Consider the following 15,829-nt stretch of genomic DNA (forward strand, 5'->3'; position numbering starts at 1 on the left):
GCCTAAGGTCCCTCGAATGGGTCACGACGGGACGCGTGGAGCGTGCTGCCGATGACCGCCACCGCCCCGCAGCCGGTCGTCACGCCGGCCGCCGTCGCGGACGCCCCGGAGCCGGCGACGATCCGGGTGGCGTGGCGCCCGGTGCTCCTGCTCGCGGGCGCGCTCGCGCTGGTGCACGGGATCGCCTCGGCCTGGTACGGCGCGTTCGGCGACGAGCTCTACTTCATCGCCGCCGGCCGCCACCTGGCCTGGGGGTACGCCGACCAGCCGCCCCTGGTGCCCTGGCTCGCCGCGGCGCTGGACCACCTCGCGCCGGGCAACCTCGTCGTCCTGCGCCTGCCCGCGACGCTCGCGAGCGCCGGGCACGTGGTGCTCGCCGCGCTGCTCGCCCGGGAGATGGGCGGCCGGCGTCGGGCGCAGCTCCTGGCCGGCGCGGCGGTCGCGATCTCGCCGTTCTTCCTCGCCACCGGCCACCTGCTCGCGACCTCCACGCTCGACCCGGTCCTGTGGACCCTGCTGCTCTGGCTGGTCGTGCGCTGGGTGCGGACCGGCAACGACCTGCTCCTGCTCGCCGCCGGCCCGGTGCTCGCGCTGGCCCTGTTCGACAAGTTGCTCGTGCCCTTCCTCGTCGCGGGCCTGGCCGTCGGCGTGCTCGTGGCCGGGCCGCGCCGGCTGCTCGGGCGCCCGATGCTCTGGGTCGCGCTGGCGCTGGCCGCCGCGTCCACCGTGCCGACGCTGCTCTGGCAGGCCGCGCACGGCTGGCCGCAACTGCGGATGGGCGCGGTGGTGGCCGGCGAGGGCGGCCTGACCGGCAACCGCTGGTGCTTCCTGCCCTTCGCCGCCTGGGACGTCGGGCTCGTGCCTGGCGTGGTGCTCGCCGGCCTCGGGCTGTGGGCGCTGCTGCGCTCCGACGCGCTGCGGCCCTGGCGCGCGATCGGGATCGGCGCCGTGGTCACCACCGCCGCGATGATCGCCGTCGGGGGCCGCCCCTACTACGTCATGGGGCTGGCTGCGGTCCTCCTCGCCGCCGGGGCCGTCGCGCTGCAGGGCCGGACGCCCGCGCGCTGGTGGTCCTGGTCGGTCTCGGTGCCCGCCTTCATCGCCTCCGGGCTGGTCGTCGCCGTCCTCTCCCTCCCGATCGGGCCGGCGTCGTACCGCGTCGAACGGGGCGACTTCCTCACGGCGGGCCAGGTCGGCTGGCAGAGCCTCGCGACCGACACCGGCGCGGCGTACCGGTCCCTGCCGCCCGCGGAGCGCTCGCGCACCACCGTGCTCGCCTTCTCGTACTGGTTCGCGTCCGCGCTCGACCGGTACGGGCCCGCCGCCGGCCTGCCCGAGGTCTACAGCGGGCACCGCGGCTACGGGTTCTTCGGCCCGCCGCCGGACACGGCGACCGCCGCGATCCTCGTGGGCGAGGTGCGCGGTGCCGCGGGCTTCTGCCGCACGATCACACCGCTGCCCACGCACGTCGATCCCGCGGCGAACGGCGTGGTCAACGGCGTGGTGCCGCTCGCGCTCTGCACGCCCCGGGCGCCCTGGTCGGAGCTGTGGCCGTCGATCATGGACATGCAGTAGGCACGTCGCATGATGGGCGGGTGAGGTCTCCCGCGGCGATCGTCGTGCTGGTCGTCGCCGTCCTGCTGGGCGCGTGCGGCGCCGCCCCGTCGCGCGGCGCCTCCGCCCCGGGTACGCCGCCGATGGGCACGAACGGCGCCCCGGTGCCGACCGTCGACTGGCGCGGCTGCGGCGGCGCGTTCCAGTGCGCGGACGTCACGGTGCCCCTGGACTACCGGCAGCCGGCCGGCGAGACGATCTCGCTGGCCGCCGTCCGCCTGCCCGCCACCGACCCGGCGGCGCGCGTCGGCACCCTCGTCGTGAACTACGGCGGGCCGGGGACGCCGGCGGTGTCGAGCCTGCGCCGGCTGTCGAAGCGGTTCGACGGGCTGCGGGGGCGCTTCGACATCCTGGCCGTCGATCCCCGGGGCACGGGGGCGTCGGCGCCCGTCGACTGCGGCCCGTTCGGCGGCGACCGGGTGCCGGCGCCCGTGGGTCCCGCCCGGACGCCGGAGTTCTGGGCCTCGGCCGCGGAGCCGGGGCGGGCGTGCCTCGCGGCGACCGGCGAGCGCCTGCGCCACCTCTCGACCGCCAACGCGTCGCGGGACGTCGACCTCCTGCGCCAGGCGCTCGGCGAGGAGCAGCTGAGCCTCTACGGCTACTCCTACGGCACGTACTCCGCCGCGACCTACGCCAACCTCTTCCCGTCGCACACCCGCGCGATGGTGCTCGACGGCAGCCTCGACCTCGTCGCCAACGCCGCGGGTGCACCGGGCACCGAGCGCCGGCCGGTCGACGTGCGGGCCGGGGTCAGCGAGGCCTGGGAGGAGGCGTTCGGGGTCGCGCTCGACCGGTGCGCCGCGGCCCCGGGGTGCCCCCTGGGCCCCGATCCCCGCGCCCGCGCGACCGACGTCGTGGCCGCGGCGGCCGCGGGGACCACGTCCGCCGAGCTCGTCGCCCGCATCGACCGGGCGCTGCAGACCGAGGGCCGGCTGCCCGGGCTGATGCGCTCGCTCGCCGCGCTGGCGCCCGGCGCGCCCCCGTCGGGCGGGCGGATCCCCCTCGCCGCCGTGCCCTGGGCGCCCGAGCACTCGCCGTCCTACCTCGCGATCCAGTGCACCGACGCCGTCACCCCGTCCGCCGCCGACATGGACGCCGCGGTGGTCGCCGAGCAGGCGGCGCACCCGATCGTCGGGGCGTCGACCGCGCTCAACCACGCGATGTGCGTCGACTGGCCCGCCGTCGACCCCGACCGCTACCTGGGCCCGTGGAACGCGCCCCTCGCCGCGCCGGCGCTGATGGTCAACTCGCGCCATGACCCGACCACACCGCTGATCGACGCCCGCGCCACCGCGTCCCAGCTCTCGGCGGCGCACGTCCTCGTGGTCGACGCGATCGGCCACACCACGCTGGACGCGCCGAGCCGGTGCGCCGCCGACGCGTACACGGCCTACCTGCTGGACCCGCAGGTCACGCCGCCCGAACAGTGCCCGGCGGGGCTCTGAACCCTCGGTCGCAGCGCTGAGGAGCCGTGGACCGTCACGAGCTACTGGTCCGGCTCCCGCAGCACGACCTCCGGCAGGTAACCGTGCTGGTAGAGCCGCTTCTCGCGCACCATCGGCGAGAACAGCGTCGCCATGAACAGCGACGAGAACAGCACGAACAGCGGCAGCGCCACCTTCAGCCACACCGGGCCCGGCAGCAGCGCGAGCAGCGCCGCGGGGGTGGCCTGCACGGTCGTGCGGGCCAGGTGGCGCAGGAACCACGTGCGCGCGGTGAGGTCGTGCAGCACCCACGGCGCGAAGCGTGTGGGCAGGCGCGCCCCGAAGGCGTAGCCGATCCAGCGCAGGACGCCGGGGCGCTCCATGGGGCCTACGGCCTCGGGAGCGCTCGTCCAGGCACGGACGTCCGCTCACCGGACCGGAGGCCCAACGCGGTGGCTGCCAGGTGGGCGAGGTGCACCGGCTCGTGGCCCGTCTCGTCGAGCTGGCGGATCTGGGTGCGGCAGGAGAAGCCGTCGGCGAGCACGGCGGTGTCGGCGTCGGCCGCCCGGACCGCCGGCATCAGGCCCCGCTCCGCGCAGGCCGTGGAGACCTCGTAGTGCCCCTGCTCGAAGCCGAAGTTCCCCGCGAGCCCGCAGCACCCGGCGTCGAGCACCTCGGTCTCGACGCCCAGGGCGCCGAGCACCGCGCGGTCGTCGTCGTAGCCCATCGCGGCGTACTGGTGGCAGTGCACCTGCGCGATCGCCCGCCCGCCGGGGGCGACGACGCCGTCCCGGATCTCGTCGAGGTGCTTCGCGAGGACCTCGGCGAGCGTGCGCGTCGAGGCCGCCAGACGCCGGGCGTCCTCGTCGTCGGCGCCCAGGAGCTCGACGACGTCCTGGCGCAGCGCCGCGGTGCACGACGGCTCGAGGCCGACGACCGCGACGCCGTCGTCGAGCCAGGGTTTGAGGACCTCGAGGCTGCGGCGCACCACGGCGCGCGCGGTGTCGAGCTGGCCGGTGGTGTGCCAGGTCAGCCCGCAGCACACGCCCTGCGTGGGCAGCTCGACGTGGTAGCCGAGGTGCTCCAGGACGGCGATCGCGTCGAGGGCGAGCTCCGGGTCGAACGCCGAGGTGAACGTGTCCGGCCACAGCAGCAGCCGTGGCTTCGAGCTGTCCGCGCGCGCCGGGTGCGGCCCGACCAGCCGGCGCAGCGGCCGGGGCGCGAGCGGCGGGATGTCGCGCTGGGGGGCGATGCCGCCGAGGCGCTTGGCGATCGCGGCGAGGGCTGGCCGGCGCGCGAGGGCGTTCGCCAGCCGCGGCAGCCCGGGGACGGCGTCGGCGAGGCGCAGCCAGCGCGGCAGGTAGCCCATCGACCAGTGGCTGCGCGGGCGCTGGCGCGCGCGGCCCTCGTAGTGCCGGGAGAGGAACTCCGCCTTGTAGGTGGCCATGTCGACGCCCACGGGGCAGTCGCGCTGGCAGGCCTTGCAGCTCAGGCACAGGTCGAGGGCGTCGCGGACCTCGGTGGAGCGCCAGCCGTCGGGCACCAGCTGCCCGGAGGCCATCTCGAAGAGCATCCGGGCGCGGCCGCGCGTCGAGTGCGCCTCCTCGCCGGTGACGCGGTAGCTCGGGCACATGTATCCGCCCGTGTCGGAGATGCACTTGGCGACGCCGATGCAGCGGCGCGTGGCGGTCGTGAAGCTGCCGCCGTCGTGGGCGAACGCGAGCTCGGTGCGCGGGCCGATGGTCGGGGTGCCGACGAAGACCTTGAGGTCGTCGTCGAGCCTGCGCGGCTCCACCACCCGGCCCGGGTTCATCCGGCCCTCGGGGTCCCAGACCGCCTTGAACGCGCCGAACGCCTCGATCATGGTCGGCGAGAAGGTGCGCTCCAGGAGCTCGGCGCGGGCCTGGCCGTCGCCGTGCTCGCCGGAGACCGAGCCGCCGTGCGCGGCGACGAGGTCGGCGGCGTCGAGCATGAAGGCGCGGAAGTTCGCGAGCCCGGCCCGGGTGAGCAGGTCGAAGTCGATGCGCACGTGCAGGCAGCCGTCGCCGAAGTGCCCGTAGTAGGCCCCGCGTCGGCCGTGGCGGCCGAGCAGCGCGTCGAACTCGCGCAGATAGGCGCCGAACACCGCCGGCGGGACGGCGGCGTCCTCCCACCCGGGCCAGGCCTCGCCGCCGCCGGGGGAGCGGGTGACGATGCCCGACCCGTCCTCGCGGATCTTCCACAGCGCGCGCATCGCGCCGGGGTCCGCGACGACCTTCACGCTCGCGCCGTAGCGGGCCATCTCGCGCCCGATGGCCTCGGCCTTCGCCTCGGCCTCGGCGCGGTCGGCCCCGCCGGTCTCGACGTAGAGCCAGCCCTTGCCCTCGGGCAGCTGCTCGTGGGTGCGGTCGTCGGGACGGCTCGCGCGCAGCGCGCCGATGACGCCGACGTCCATGCCCTCGATCGTCAGCGGCGCGTGCTCGCGGATCGGCATGACGTGGTCCGCGGCGATGTAGGCGTCGGGGAACCCGAGGACGCACAGGGCGCGGACCGGCGGCGACTCCACCAGCTCGACCGTCGCGCCCATGATCGTCGCGCAGGTGCCCTCGGTGCCGACGAGGGCGCGCGCGAGGTCGACGCCGTGCTCGTCGAGCAGCTGCTCGAGGTTGTAGCCGCTGACCCGTCGCGTCATCCCGGGCGCGTCGAGCTCGGTGCGGATCGTGGTGCCGAGGCGGTCACGGAGCGCGGTGAGCTCGCGGTAGATCGCGCCCTCGCGGCCGGGCCGGCGCGCGGCGGCGGCCAGGTCGGGGGTGCGGCCGACGGTCATGCGCGTCCCGTCGGCCAGCAGGACGTCGAGCTCGCGGACGTTGTCGACGGTCTTGCCCCACGCGACCGAGTGCGACCCGCACGCGTTGTTGGCGATCATCCCGCCGAGCGTGCAGCGGTTGTGCGTCGAGGGATCGGGCCCGAACGTCAGCCCGTACGGGCGGGCGGCGTCGCGCAGGTCGTCGAGCACGACCCCGGGCTGCACCCGCGCCGTGCGCGCCTCCGGGTCGATCTCGAGCACCCGGTCGAGGTGGCGCGAGAAGTCGACGACGAGGGCCTCGTTGACCGCCTGCCCGCCGATGCTCGTGCTCGCCCCGCGGGGCAGCAGCGGCACCTCGTAGCGGCGGGCGATGTCGACGGTCGCCTCGACGTCGTCGAGGTCGACCGGCTGCACCACGCCGATCGGGACGTGGCGGTAGTTCGACCCGTCGGCCGACCACATCGCCCGGCTCGAGGTGTCGAACCGCACCCGCCCGCGCACGACCGAGCGCAGCTCCTCGGCGAGCAGGGCATCGGAGGACGAGCGACGCATCGTGGTCATCGGGGCCCAGTTTGCTCCGAGCTCCGTCCTTCCGCCTCCCCGGTCAGGCGGTCAGCCATGTGAGGTCGGCACCCATCGCGAGCTCCGCGGGCTCGTGGCCGCGGCGGAAGAGCCGGGCGGTGTAGCCGTCGAGGGTCAGGCTCGTGTCCGTCCCGTGCAGCCAGGCGCCCTCGCGCAGGCCGACGACGGCGACGGTGTTCTCCTCGTGGAACTCGTGGAGGCGTTCCTCGCGGGTCTCGCCGCGGTGCGTCGAGTGCGGGTCGGGGTCGAGGTAGTGCGGGTTGATCTGCACCGGGATGCGGCCCAGGGCGTCGAGCCCGCCGGGGTCGACGATCGGCATGTCGTTCGTCGTCATGATCGTCGGGCAGGCGAGGTTGGAGCCGGCGCTGGCGCCCGCGTAGCGCAGGTCGGTCCGGTCGCGCAGGGCGGCCAGGACGCCGTTGTCGCCGACGCGGCGCCGCAGCCGGAACGTGTTGCCGCCGCCGCCGAACACCGTCTCGCGGTCCGGGTCGGCGTCGCGGATGGTGGCCGCGGGATCGGGCTCGGCGTGCAGGCCGCGGACGTCGAGGGGCCCGAGCACCTCGCGCAGGGCGTCGCCGACGAAGCCGGTGTAGGCGTCGAGGTCGTGGCCGGCCCAGGGCAGGAACCACACGACGCGGTCGCCGAGGTGCCGGCGCAGGGGCTCGGCGGCGTGCGCGAACGGGACCTCGGCGCCGGGCGGGCGGGAGTTGGAGAACAGCAGGACGTCGGCGGGCACGGCCGCGATCCTGGCCGCTCTCCGCGCCGGGCTGACGCACGGGGTGGTGTCAGCGTGGGGGCCATGCTGACGTTGAACGTCAGTATCTCCACCAGCTCGAGACGGACCCCGACCCAGAGGACCCCACCAAGATCGTGGGGGCTTTCCTGACACCTGACGTCAGCATGGCCCCCAGGCTGACACGGGGTCAGGACACAGGCGTCCGGGGTGGGACGGCGGGGGTGCCCAGTGGCACGAGGCGCAGGGCGCCCGGGGCGTCGGGCGGCACGACGGGATTCCGCGGCGCCACCGGCTCCACGCGGCGGTAGGGCGTGCCGAGCTCCGGGCGGGGGTCGCGCTCGCCCTTGTTCGGCCAGAACGCCATGGCGCGCTCGGCCTGGGCGGTGATGGTCAGCGACGGGTTCACGCCCAGGTTCGCCGAGAGCGCCGAGCCGTCGACGACGTGCAGGCCGGGGTGCCCGTAGAGCCGCTGGTACCCGTCGACCACCCCGGTCTCCGGGGACGGGCCGATCGGGCAGCCGCCGATGAAGTGCGCGGTCATGGGCATGTCGATCGCCTCGCCCCAGGTGCCGCCGGGGTCGCCGTCGATGATCTCGGCGATCCGCCGGACGGTGTCGTTGGCGGCCGGGATCCACGTCGGGTTCGGGGTGCCGTGGCCCTGGCGCGAGACGAGCCGGCCGAAGCGCCGCCGGACCGTGATCGAGTTGTCGAGCGACTGCATGACCAGCGCGATCACGGTGCGCTCCGACCAGTGCCGCTTGTCCAGTGAGCGGGCGAACGTGCGCGGGTGCCGGACGATCGCACCGAGCAGCCGCAGCGCGCGCGGCATCCGCCCGTCGCCGTCGGTCATCAGCGTCGTCAGCAGGCCCATGGCGTTGCTGCCGTAGCCGTAGCGACAGGGCTCGATGTGCGTGTCCTCGTCCGGGTGCCAGGACGACGTGATCGCGACCCCGCGGGTGAAGTCGCGGGGCCCGCCGCGCTCCGGGGCCCGCCGGGCCATCGCCCCGACCAGCGCCTCGGAGTTGGTGCGCGTCAGCTCGCCGAGCTTCCGCGAGATGCGCGGCAGCACGCCGGTGTCGCGCAGGCGGTGCAGCAGGGTCTGCGTGCCCCAGGTGCCCGCGGCGAACACCACGTGCTCGGCCGTGTAGGTCGTCCGGCCCCGCCCCCGGGTCGCCCGGGTCTCGACGGCGTAGCCGCCTGTCGCCAGAGGCCGGACCGTGCGCACCGTCGTCTCCGGGTGCACCGTCGCGCCCGCCCGCTCGGCCAGCGCGAGGTAGTTGGTCTCGAGGGTGTTCTTGGCGCCGTGGCGGCAGCCGGTCATGCACTCGCCGCACTCGAGGCAGCCGGTGCGCTCGGGTCCGGCGCCGCCGAAGAACGGGTCGGGCGACGTCACGCCCGGGCCCTCGCCGAAGTACACGCCGACCTGCGTCGGCGCCACCGTGTCCGCGCGCCCACGCTCGGCCGCGACCTGGCGCATCACCTCGTCCGACGGCGTCACCGACGGCTGCGTGACGACGCCGAGCATGCGGGTGGCCTGGTCGTAGAACGGGTCGAGCTCGTCGCGCCAGTCGGTCATCGACGACCACTGCGGGTCGCGGTAGAACGCGTCGCTCTTCGGCCGGTAGAGCGTGTTGGCGTAGTTCAGCGAGCCGCCGCCGACGCCCGCACCGGCGAGCACGAGGACGTCGCGCAGCACGTGGATGCGCTGGATGCCGTAGCAGCCCAGGCGCGGCGCCCAGAGGAAGTTGCGGATGTCCCACGACGTCCTCGGCAGCGTCTCGGGCGTGAACCGGCGGCCCGCCTCGAGGACGCCGACCCGGTAGCCCTTCTCGGCCAGCCGCAGCGCCGTGACGCTGCCCCCGAAGCCGGATCCGACGACGAGCACGTCGTAGGGATCGGAGGGGTGCTCCCCCTGACGTGGTGGCATCCGGCGAAGGTAACCCGTGGGTAGCTGTGACGGTAGGTCACAGGTACACGGTGTCCTGCTCGTCACGCCCCCGGGAACGACCAGGGCACGGCTAGGGCACCACGACGACCTTCCCCACCGCCCCGTTCTCCACGGCCTCGTGCGCGGCGACGATGTCGTCCAGGCCGTAGCGGGTGATCGGCAGCGGCGAGAGCGCGCCCGTGCCGGCGGCGTCGGCGGTCCAGGCGACGGCGGCGCGCAGCTGGTCGTCCGGCACGCCGTAGAGCAGCACGTAGCTGATCGAGGCGTTGGCGACCATGAACCGGCGGGTCGGGATCACCGGGTCGTCCGGCTCGTTGGCGTAGACCGCGATGACCGTGCCCGCCCCGGCCACCGCGAGGTCCAGCCCGAGGTTGGCGCCGAGGGCGACCTCGACGATCCGGTCGACGTGGTCGGCGAAGCCCTTCACCTGGTCGACGGCATTCGGCTCGCGGTAGTTGACGACGAGGTCGGCGCCGGCCGCGCGGGCCAGCTCGCCCTTCTCGTCCGAGCTCACCGTGGAGACGACGCGGGCGCCGGCGTGCTTGGCCAGCTCGATCGCGTAGTGCCCGACCGCCCCGGCCCCGCCCGCGACGAGCACGGTCCGCCCGGCGAGCGCCCCGCGGTCGCCGCTGCCGCCGACGAGCAGGCAGTGCGCCGCGGTTACGGCCGGCACGCCGAGGCAGGCGCCCAGCTCGTCCGGCGCGTCCCCGGGCAGCGGGCGGACGTGCGCGGCGGGCAGCACGGAGTACTCGGCGGCGGTGCCGTAGCGGTTGCCGAAGGCGCTGAGGAACAGCCACACGCGCTCGCCGACGGCCGGGGAGTCCACGCCCTCGCCCACCGCGTCGACCACGCCGACGCCGTCCTGGTGCGGGATCTGGAAGTCCTGGGGTTCCTGCCCGGTGAGGCCCGCGCGGGTCTTCCAGTCCGTGGGGTTCACCCCGGAGCCGGTGATGCGGACCCGGACCTCGCCGGGCCCGGGCTCGGGGGTCTCGATGTCCTCGACCGAGAGCACCTCGGCGGCCGGACCGGTACGGCGGTAGATCGCAGCCTTCATGACGGGCCTGTGCCCAGGAACCGCCCGCGCTATCCGGCCGCCGCCTCGTGCAGTGCGCCGAAGGCCACGGCCAGGGTCGCCGGTGTGTGGTGGGCGTTGAGGCCGCTGGGGTTGGGCAGCACCCAGAGCCCCGTCGGGCCGAGCGTGCGCTCCTGGCGGCCCGCGACGGCACGGCGCTCGCCGAACGCGACGCGGTAGGCCCCGATCCCGACGACGGCCAGCCAGGCCGGGCGGACCTCCGCGACCAGGGCGCGCAGCCGTTCGCCGCCCGCGACCAGCTCGGCGTCGTCGAGCTCGTCGGCCCGCGCGGTGGCCCGCGGCGCGACGTTCGTGATGCCCAGGCCGAGCGACGGCAGCAGGCCCTGCTCGGACGGGGCGAGCAGGCGCTGGGTGAAGCCGCCGGCGTGCAGCGCGGGCCAGAAGCGGTTGCCGGGGCGGGCGAAGTGGTGCCCGGTGGCCGCGGACACGAGGCCGGGGTTGATGCCGCAGAAGAGCACCCGCAGGGGCGGGTCGTCGGGGCCGGGCAGGACGTCGGGCAGGAGGCGGGTCCGGGCCGCCTCCAGTTCCGCGGGCGTGGGGACGGGCACGCGCCCGAGTATCGCCGCCCGCGGTCCCCATCGCCCGGATGCGTCCCCAGCCCGCGCAGTCCCCGGATCCGCCCGCGGCCGACCTGCGTCGGAACCGGTGTGGACGAACAGGACGGGCCGGCGGTGCGGCCCGAGGAGCTGCAGGGAGCGGGACGGGCGTGCGTCGCGGCGGCGCTCGCCGTCCCCGTGACGGCGACCGCCGGGGCGGTGCGGGGCACGGAGGTCCTCCCCGGGGGACGGGCGGGCCCGGCGGCCGCGGCGCTCGCCGACCGCTGGGAGGTCGCGGTAGCGCTGTGGAGCGCCGACGTCGTGGCCCACGGCGAGGCGCTGGCCGCGGCGGGCGAGGCCTACGCCACGGGTGACGAGGACGCGGCGGCCGTCCTCGCGGGGCCGTGACCACGACCCCGCCCGGCGCCGCGGCGGCGCGGCTCGCCGTCGCGCGGGCGGCGCTGGCCCGGGCCGGCGAGGTGCTCGCGGGGCCGGTGCCCGGGTGGCGGGGTGCGGCGGCGGGCGTGGCCACCGGCGCGCGGACGTCGCTGCGGGAGCGCCACGCCGCGCTGCTCGCCGACGTCGACGGCGTGCTCGCCGCGCTCGGGACCGCAGCCGCGGCCCTGGCCGGCAGCGCGCCGCCAGAGGCGGTGGACGCCGCGCTCGCCGCGGCCCTCGACGGCGCCGGACACACGCCCGCGGGCCCGCCGCCGACCGGCGTCACGGGAACCGGCGGGCCCGATCCCGGCGAGGTCGCCCGGTGGTGGGCGGGGCTCGACCCCGACGCCCGGGCGGCCCTCGAGCGCGAGCGCCCGTCGCTGGTCGGCGCTCTCGACGGGCTCCCGGCCGCGGTCCGGGACCGCGCCAACCGCGTGCTGCTCGCCGGTGCCCAGGAGGACGCGCGGCGCGAGGAACAGGCCGTGCGGGACCGGCTCGTGCGCACCGCCGACCCGGTGGAGCTCGCGTCGATCGGGTGGGAGCTGCACGAGGTGCGGGCGCGGCTCGCCCGGCTGGCAGCGGTCGCCGCCGCCGTCGACGCGCCGGGCCGGGCGTTGCTGGACCTCGAGGTCGACCCGCGGGCGGACGACGGGTCGGGCGGCGGGGCGGGCGTGCGGGCCGCCGTCGCGCGCGGCGACGTCGACGCCGCCGCCCACGTCGGGGTGTTCACCGCCGGCTTCACCACCGGGGTGGACGAGCTGCCCGGCCGTCTCGGAGAGCTGGACGCGCTGGCCGCCGCGGCGGGCCCGGGCACCGCGGCGGTGGCCTGGTACGGCTACGACGCGCCGCAGGCGCACGAGGTGGCCGATCCCGACCGGTCGGTGCTCGGCCGGGGGCCCGCCGACGAGGGCGCCCCGCGGCTCGTCTCGTTCCTCGACGGCCTCGACGCCGCCCGGCCGGGGCACGAGGCCCACGTGACGGCGATCGGGCACTCGTACGGCTCGGTGGTCACCGCCGCCGCGGTCGCGCCGGGCGGCGCCGAGGGCGTCGACGACGTCGTGTCCCTCGGCAGCCCGGGCGTCGGGGAGGCGCCGGGGCGCCCGCCGGGGCATGCGTGGGTGGTGGAGGCCGCGGGCGACCCGGTGGCGGACACGGCCTGGTTCGGTCCGGACCCCAACCGGATGTCGGGCGTCACCGGGCTCTCGGCGCGCGAGGTGGTGCTCCCCGACGGGCGGGTGCTCGCCGAGTCACGCGGCCACGGCGCCTACCTCACGCCGGGCACCACGAGCGCGGCGAACGTGGCCACGGTGGTGGGCGGTCGGCCGCAGGACGCGGTCCTCGACCGGGGCGTCGACGCCGGGGACCGGCTGCGTCGCCTCGTGGGCGGATGAGCCGGGTGCGCGCACGCCGACGGCCCGTCCCCGGTCCGGAGACCGAGGACGGGCCGTGCCGACGAGCGTGCTGCGGGGGGCGGGTTAGTCCTTGCCGCCCGTGGCGGGCTTGTCGGACGACACCGCGCCGTTCGGGCTGGTGCCGCTCACCGCGTCGGTGGCGGTGTGGGTCGGGATCTCCTGGGCGCTCGCGGCGGGCGACGTGGGCGTCGCACCGGAGACCGGGCCGGCCGACGTGGCCGGCTTCGGGCGCGGGGCCGGCGGCGGCGGGGGCGGCAGCTCCGGCTCGCGGCGCGTGGCCACGACGGCGATGCCGGCACCGAGAACGGCGAGCACAACGAGCCAGAGGCCCCAACGGCGACGCTTCTTGGGCTCCTCGGGCTCGATGCGGGCCGCGAGCTCCTTGCGCGCCGTGGTCAGGCCGTCCTCGAGCTGGCCGCGCACGGTGTCGCCGAGGTCGCGCAGCTCGTCCGCCGAGGTCGGCACGGCCGACTTCTCGAGGCGCTTGCGGGCGTCCTTGGCGTAGGCCTGCGCCTGCTTGCGAGCGTCCTTGGCGGCCTTGTTGGCGCGCTTGCGGGTCTCCGCGCGGGCCTCCTGGGCGCGCTTGCGGGCCTCCTCCTGCGCCTCCTCGGCACGCTGGCGGGCCTGGGCGCGGGCGTCGAGCACCCGCTGGCGGGCCTCGTCGGCGGCCTTGCGGACGTCCTTGCGGACCTCGGCGCGCTTCTTCTGGCCCTGCTTGCGAGCCTTCTCGCGGTCCTTGCGGGCCTGGTCAGCGGCCTTCTGGGCGCGCTGCTCGGCTTTCTTCCGGGCCTTGCGGCCCTCCTTGCGCAGATCGTCCAGGTCCTCCCTGGCGCCGATCAGTGTCTTGCTGCTCAAGAAACGTCACCTCACTCGTCGGTGGGGCGGCCATGATGCCCCGGCCCCACTTGTGCAGGTGCCCGACCCGCCGGGACGTCACACCCGCTACTCCATTCGAAGGTCGTCACAGTCCTAGTGGCACGATGGGCCCGTGACCTCCGCCGACACCCCGACCGCAACGCTGCACACCTCCAACGGGGACATCACCGTGCGGCTGTTCCCCAACGAGGCGCCCCAGACCGTCGCGAACTTCACGGGCCTGGCCACCGGCGAGCAGTCGTACAGCGAGCCCAACGCCAAGGGTGGCAGCTCCGGCCCGTTCTACGACGGGACCATCTTCCACCGCGTCATCGCGGGCTTCATGCTGCAGACCGGTGACCCCACGGGCACCGGCCGCGGCGGGCCCGGCTACAAGTTCGCCGACGAGTTCCACCCCGACCTGCGCTTCGACCGGCCCTACCTGCTGGCGATGGCCAACGCGGGGCCCGGTACCAACGGCTCGCAGTTCTTCATCACGGTGGCGCCGACGACCTGGCTCAACCGCAAGCACACGATCTTCGGCGAGGTGGCCGACCAGTCCTCGCGCGACGTCGTCGACTCGATCGCGGCCACCGCGACCGGTCCCGGCGACCGTCCCGTGCAGGACATCGTCATCACCTCGGTCGAGATCGCCTGAGGAGCTCGGGCGTGAGGACGCCGTGACCGCGCCGGGACCCCCGGGATCCCCGGGATCCCGGCCCACGGCGGGACCGGACGCGGCGCCGCACTGCGTGCGGCACCCCGACCGGCCCACCGCGCTGGCCTGCACCCGGTGCGGGCGGCCGGCGTGCCCGGACTGCCTGCGCGCGGCACCGGTCGGCGCGCACTGCGTCGACTGCGTCGCGGACGCCGCCCGCACGACACGGGCTCCGCGCACCGTCGGAGGCGGGCGCGCCCGTCCGGGCGCGACGCCGGTCGTGACGATCACCCTCGTCGCCGTCAACGTCGTCGTCTTCGTGCTGACGGCCCTCTCGGCGGGCAGCGCGTGGGCGAACTACACGTCGCCGTGGGTCGAGGCGACCTGGCTCGTGCCCGCCGACGTCGCCGCCGGGCAGTGGTGGCGGCTGGTGACCGCGGGCTTCCTGCACATCGGTCCGCTGCACGTCGCGGTCAACATGTTCGCGCTGTGGGTGCTGGGCCGGGACCTCGAGCTCGTCCTCGGCCGGCTGCGGTACGCGCTGCTCTACGGGGTCTCGCTGCTCGGTGGATCCACGGCGATCATGCTGTTCGGTGACCCCGACCGGCCCGTCGCCGGCGCCTCCGGAGCGGTGTTCGGTCTGATGGGCGCGCTCGTCGTGGTGCTGCGCCGACTCCAGCTCTCGCCGACGCCCGCGCTGCTGACCATCGGGCTGAACGTCGTGCTGACCTTCACGATCCCGGGGCTGTCGGTGCTCGGGCACCTCGGCGGGCTCGTCACCGGCCTGCTCGTCGCCGCCGCACTGGTGCACGGACCGGCGCGGTCACATCCGCGGGCCGGTCTCTGGGCCGTCGGGGGGATCGCCGCGGTGCTCGTCGTCCTCGACGTCCTGCGGGTGCTCACCCTCTAGATCGGGCCGGCCCGCCGCCCGGCGTCCCGCGCGGGCGCGATGGCGCTGCAGCGACTCGGCGACGTCCACCGGGTCGGTGCCGAGCTCGAGCCGGCCGAGCACGAGCAGCCGGTCGGTGGGCTCGGCGTCCGCGGCGCCGTCACGCGCCTCCACCTCGAGGTAGGCCGCCGGCAGGCCCATCCGCCGCATCCGCACGACGCGCACCGCGTCGATGTGCTCCCACGGCCACCGGCGCGTCCCCGTGATCCCGCGCAGGGCAAGGCCCGCGTCGTCGACCTGCAGCCGGGGCCGGGCGAGCGCCCCGACGGCCGTGACGGCCAGGACCGCGAGGGCGGCGAGCCCGACGAGCAGGCGACCCGGGGGATCCGTCGCCGCGACGGCCCAGGCCCCGAGCCCGAGCGCGGCCACGGCACCCATGACGACCGCGGTCCACGGGGCCGCCCACTGCGCGGGCTCGCTCACGACGACTTGTCCACAGGGTGTGTCCACAGCGGTGGACGAATCACAGCGGTGTGGTTCAGCGCCACTTCATGGTCATCAGCAGCGAGACCACGATGAGCCCGAAGCCGATGAGGAAGTTCCAGGGCCCGAGGTCCTGCATGAAGGGGATCGACTCGGAGGCGAGGTAGTTGACCACCAGCCACGCCAGCCCGAGCAGGCCGACGCCGAGCATGACCACGACGTACGCCGGGTGCGACGGACCTGCGGGGGCGGGCCCGGCCTTCGGCGGCGGGGTGTAGGCCGGCTTGCGGCGGACCTTGGACTTGGGCACGTCGGCTCCGATCGGGCGGGATTGCTCACGCCAGTCTAGTGCACCCGGACCTGCCCCCCGGGGCCG

The 15,829-nt window shown here is 75.8% G+C and carries 15 protein-coding genes; 6 read left to right on the forward strand and 9 right to left on the reverse strand.

Features of this window, described 5'->3' with window-relative positions:
- The first annotated feature begins 51 nt into the window (after positions 1 to 51).
- On the forward strand, positions 52 to 1,575 hold the full coding sequence (locus PH191_RS22215) for an ArnT family glycosyltransferase (RefSeq protein WP_274196818.1): 1,524 nt from the start codon (positions 52 to 54) through the stop codon (positions 1,573 to 1,575).
- 20 nt (positions 1,576 to 1,595) lie between these two features.
- Positions 1,596 to 3,059: an alpha/beta hydrolase gene (locus PH191_RS22220; protein ID WP_274196819.1), complete on the forward strand. Its 1,464-nt coding sequence runs from the start codon at positions 1,596 to 1,598 to the stop codon at positions 3,057 to 3,059.
- Between the two features lie 41 nt (positions 3,060 to 3,100).
- On the opposite strand, the gene PH191_RS22225 is transcribed toward PH191_RS22220, so the two are convergent.
- From PH191_RS22225 to mug, 6 genes are all read right to left on the reverse strand, one after another.
- Positions 3,101 to 3,421: a DUF5313 family protein gene (locus PH191_RS22225; RefSeq protein WP_274196820.1), complete on the reverse strand. Its 321-nt coding sequence runs from the start codon at positions 3,419 to 3,421 to the stop codon at positions 3,101 to 3,103.
- Positions 3,422 to 3,426: 5 nt separating this feature from the next.
- The gene (locus PH191_RS22230) at positions 3,427 to 6,384 is read right to left on the reverse strand and encodes an FAD-binding and (Fe-S)-binding domain-containing protein (protein ID WP_274196821.1); all 2,958 of its coding nucleotides are present in this window, start codon (positions 6,382 to 6,384) and stop codon (positions 3,427 to 3,429) included.
- A gap of 43 nt (positions 6,385 to 6,427) precedes the next feature.
- A complete protein-coding gene (pepE, locus tag PH191_RS22235) occupies positions 6,428 to 7,141 on the reverse strand; it encodes a dipeptidase PepE (RefSeq protein ID WP_274196822.1) in 714 nt (237 codons plus the stop codon).
- Between the two features lie 187 nt (positions 7,142 to 7,328).
- Complete coding sequence (locus PH191_RS22240) at positions 7,329 to 9,068, reverse strand: GMC oxidoreductase (RefSeq protein ID WP_274196823.1); 1,740 nt, start codon at positions 9,066 to 9,068, stop codon at positions 7,329 to 7,331.
- 91 nt (positions 9,069 to 9,159) lie between these two features.
- Positions 9,160 to 10,143: an NADPH:quinone reductase gene (locus PH191_RS22245; protein ID WP_274196824.1), complete on the reverse strand. Its 984-nt coding sequence runs from the start codon at positions 10,141 to 10,143 to the stop codon at positions 9,160 to 9,162.
- A gap of 29 nt (positions 10,144 to 10,172) precedes the next feature.
- Positions 10,173 to 10,730, reverse strand: a complete 558-nt coding sequence (mug, locus tag PH191_RS22250) for a G/U mismatch-specific DNA glycosylase (RefSeq protein WP_274196825.1) — start codon at positions 10,728 to 10,730, stop codon at positions 10,173 to 10,175.
- 99 nt (positions 10,731 to 10,829) lie between these two features.
- Between mug and PH191_RS22255 the strand changes: the two genes are divergently transcribed.
- Complete coding sequence (locus PH191_RS22255; protein WP_274196826.1) at positions 10,830 to 11,126, forward strand: hypothetical protein; 297 nt, start codon at positions 10,830 to 10,832, stop codon at positions 11,124 to 11,126.
- Entirely contained in the window at positions 11,123 to 12,547 is a 1,425-nt protein-coding gene (locus tag PH191_RS22260; protein WP_274196827.1) for an alpha/beta hydrolase, read from the forward strand. The genes PH191_RS22255 and PH191_RS22260 overlap by 4 nt, the downstream gene beginning before the upstream one ends.
- Before the next feature lie 84 nt (positions 12,548 to 12,631).
- Here the strand turns inward: PH191_RS22260 and PH191_RS22265 are convergent, their stop codons facing one another.
- A complete protein-coding gene (locus tag PH191_RS22265) occupies positions 12,632 to 13,423 on the reverse strand; it encodes a hypothetical protein (RefSeq protein ID WP_274196828.1) in 792 nt (263 codons plus the stop codon).
- 133 nt (positions 13,424 to 13,556) lie between these two features.
- On the opposite strand from PH191_RS22265, the gene PH191_RS22270 reads away from it, so the two are divergent.
- On the forward strand, positions 13,557 to 14,081 hold the full coding sequence (locus PH191_RS22270; protein ID WP_274196829.1) for a peptidylprolyl isomerase: 525 nt from the start codon (positions 13,557 to 13,559) through the stop codon (positions 14,079 to 14,081).
- A 22-nt stretch (positions 14,082 to 14,103) separates the two neighbouring features.
- Entirely contained in the window at positions 14,104 to 14,991 is an 888-nt protein-coding gene (locus PH191_RS22275; protein ID WP_274196830.1) for a rhomboid family intramembrane serine protease, read from the forward strand.
- Here PH191_RS22275 and PH191_RS22280 read toward each other — a convergent pair.
- Positions 14,905 to 15,453 carry a PH domain-containing protein gene (locus tag PH191_RS22280; RefSeq protein ID WP_274196831.1) on the reverse strand — a complete coding sequence of 183 codons (549 nt, stop codon included), beginning with the start codon at positions 15,451 to 15,453 and terminating at the stop codon, positions 14,905 to 14,907. The genes PH191_RS22275 and PH191_RS22280 overlap by 87 nt on opposite strands.
- A gap of 55 nt (positions 15,454 to 15,508) precedes the next feature.
- Entirely contained in the window at positions 15,509 to 15,763 is a 255-nt protein-coding gene (crgA, locus tag PH191_RS22285; protein ID WP_116708157.1) for a cell division protein CrgA, read from the reverse strand.
- Positions 15,764 to 15,829 lie beyond the last annotated feature (66 nt).

It is taken from the genome of Actinomycetospora callitridis, assembly GCF_028737265.1.
In the GTDB taxonomy this organism is placed as follows: domain Bacteria; phylum Actinomycetota; class Actinomycetes; order Mycobacteriales; family Pseudonocardiaceae; genus Actinomycetospora; species Actinomycetospora callitridis.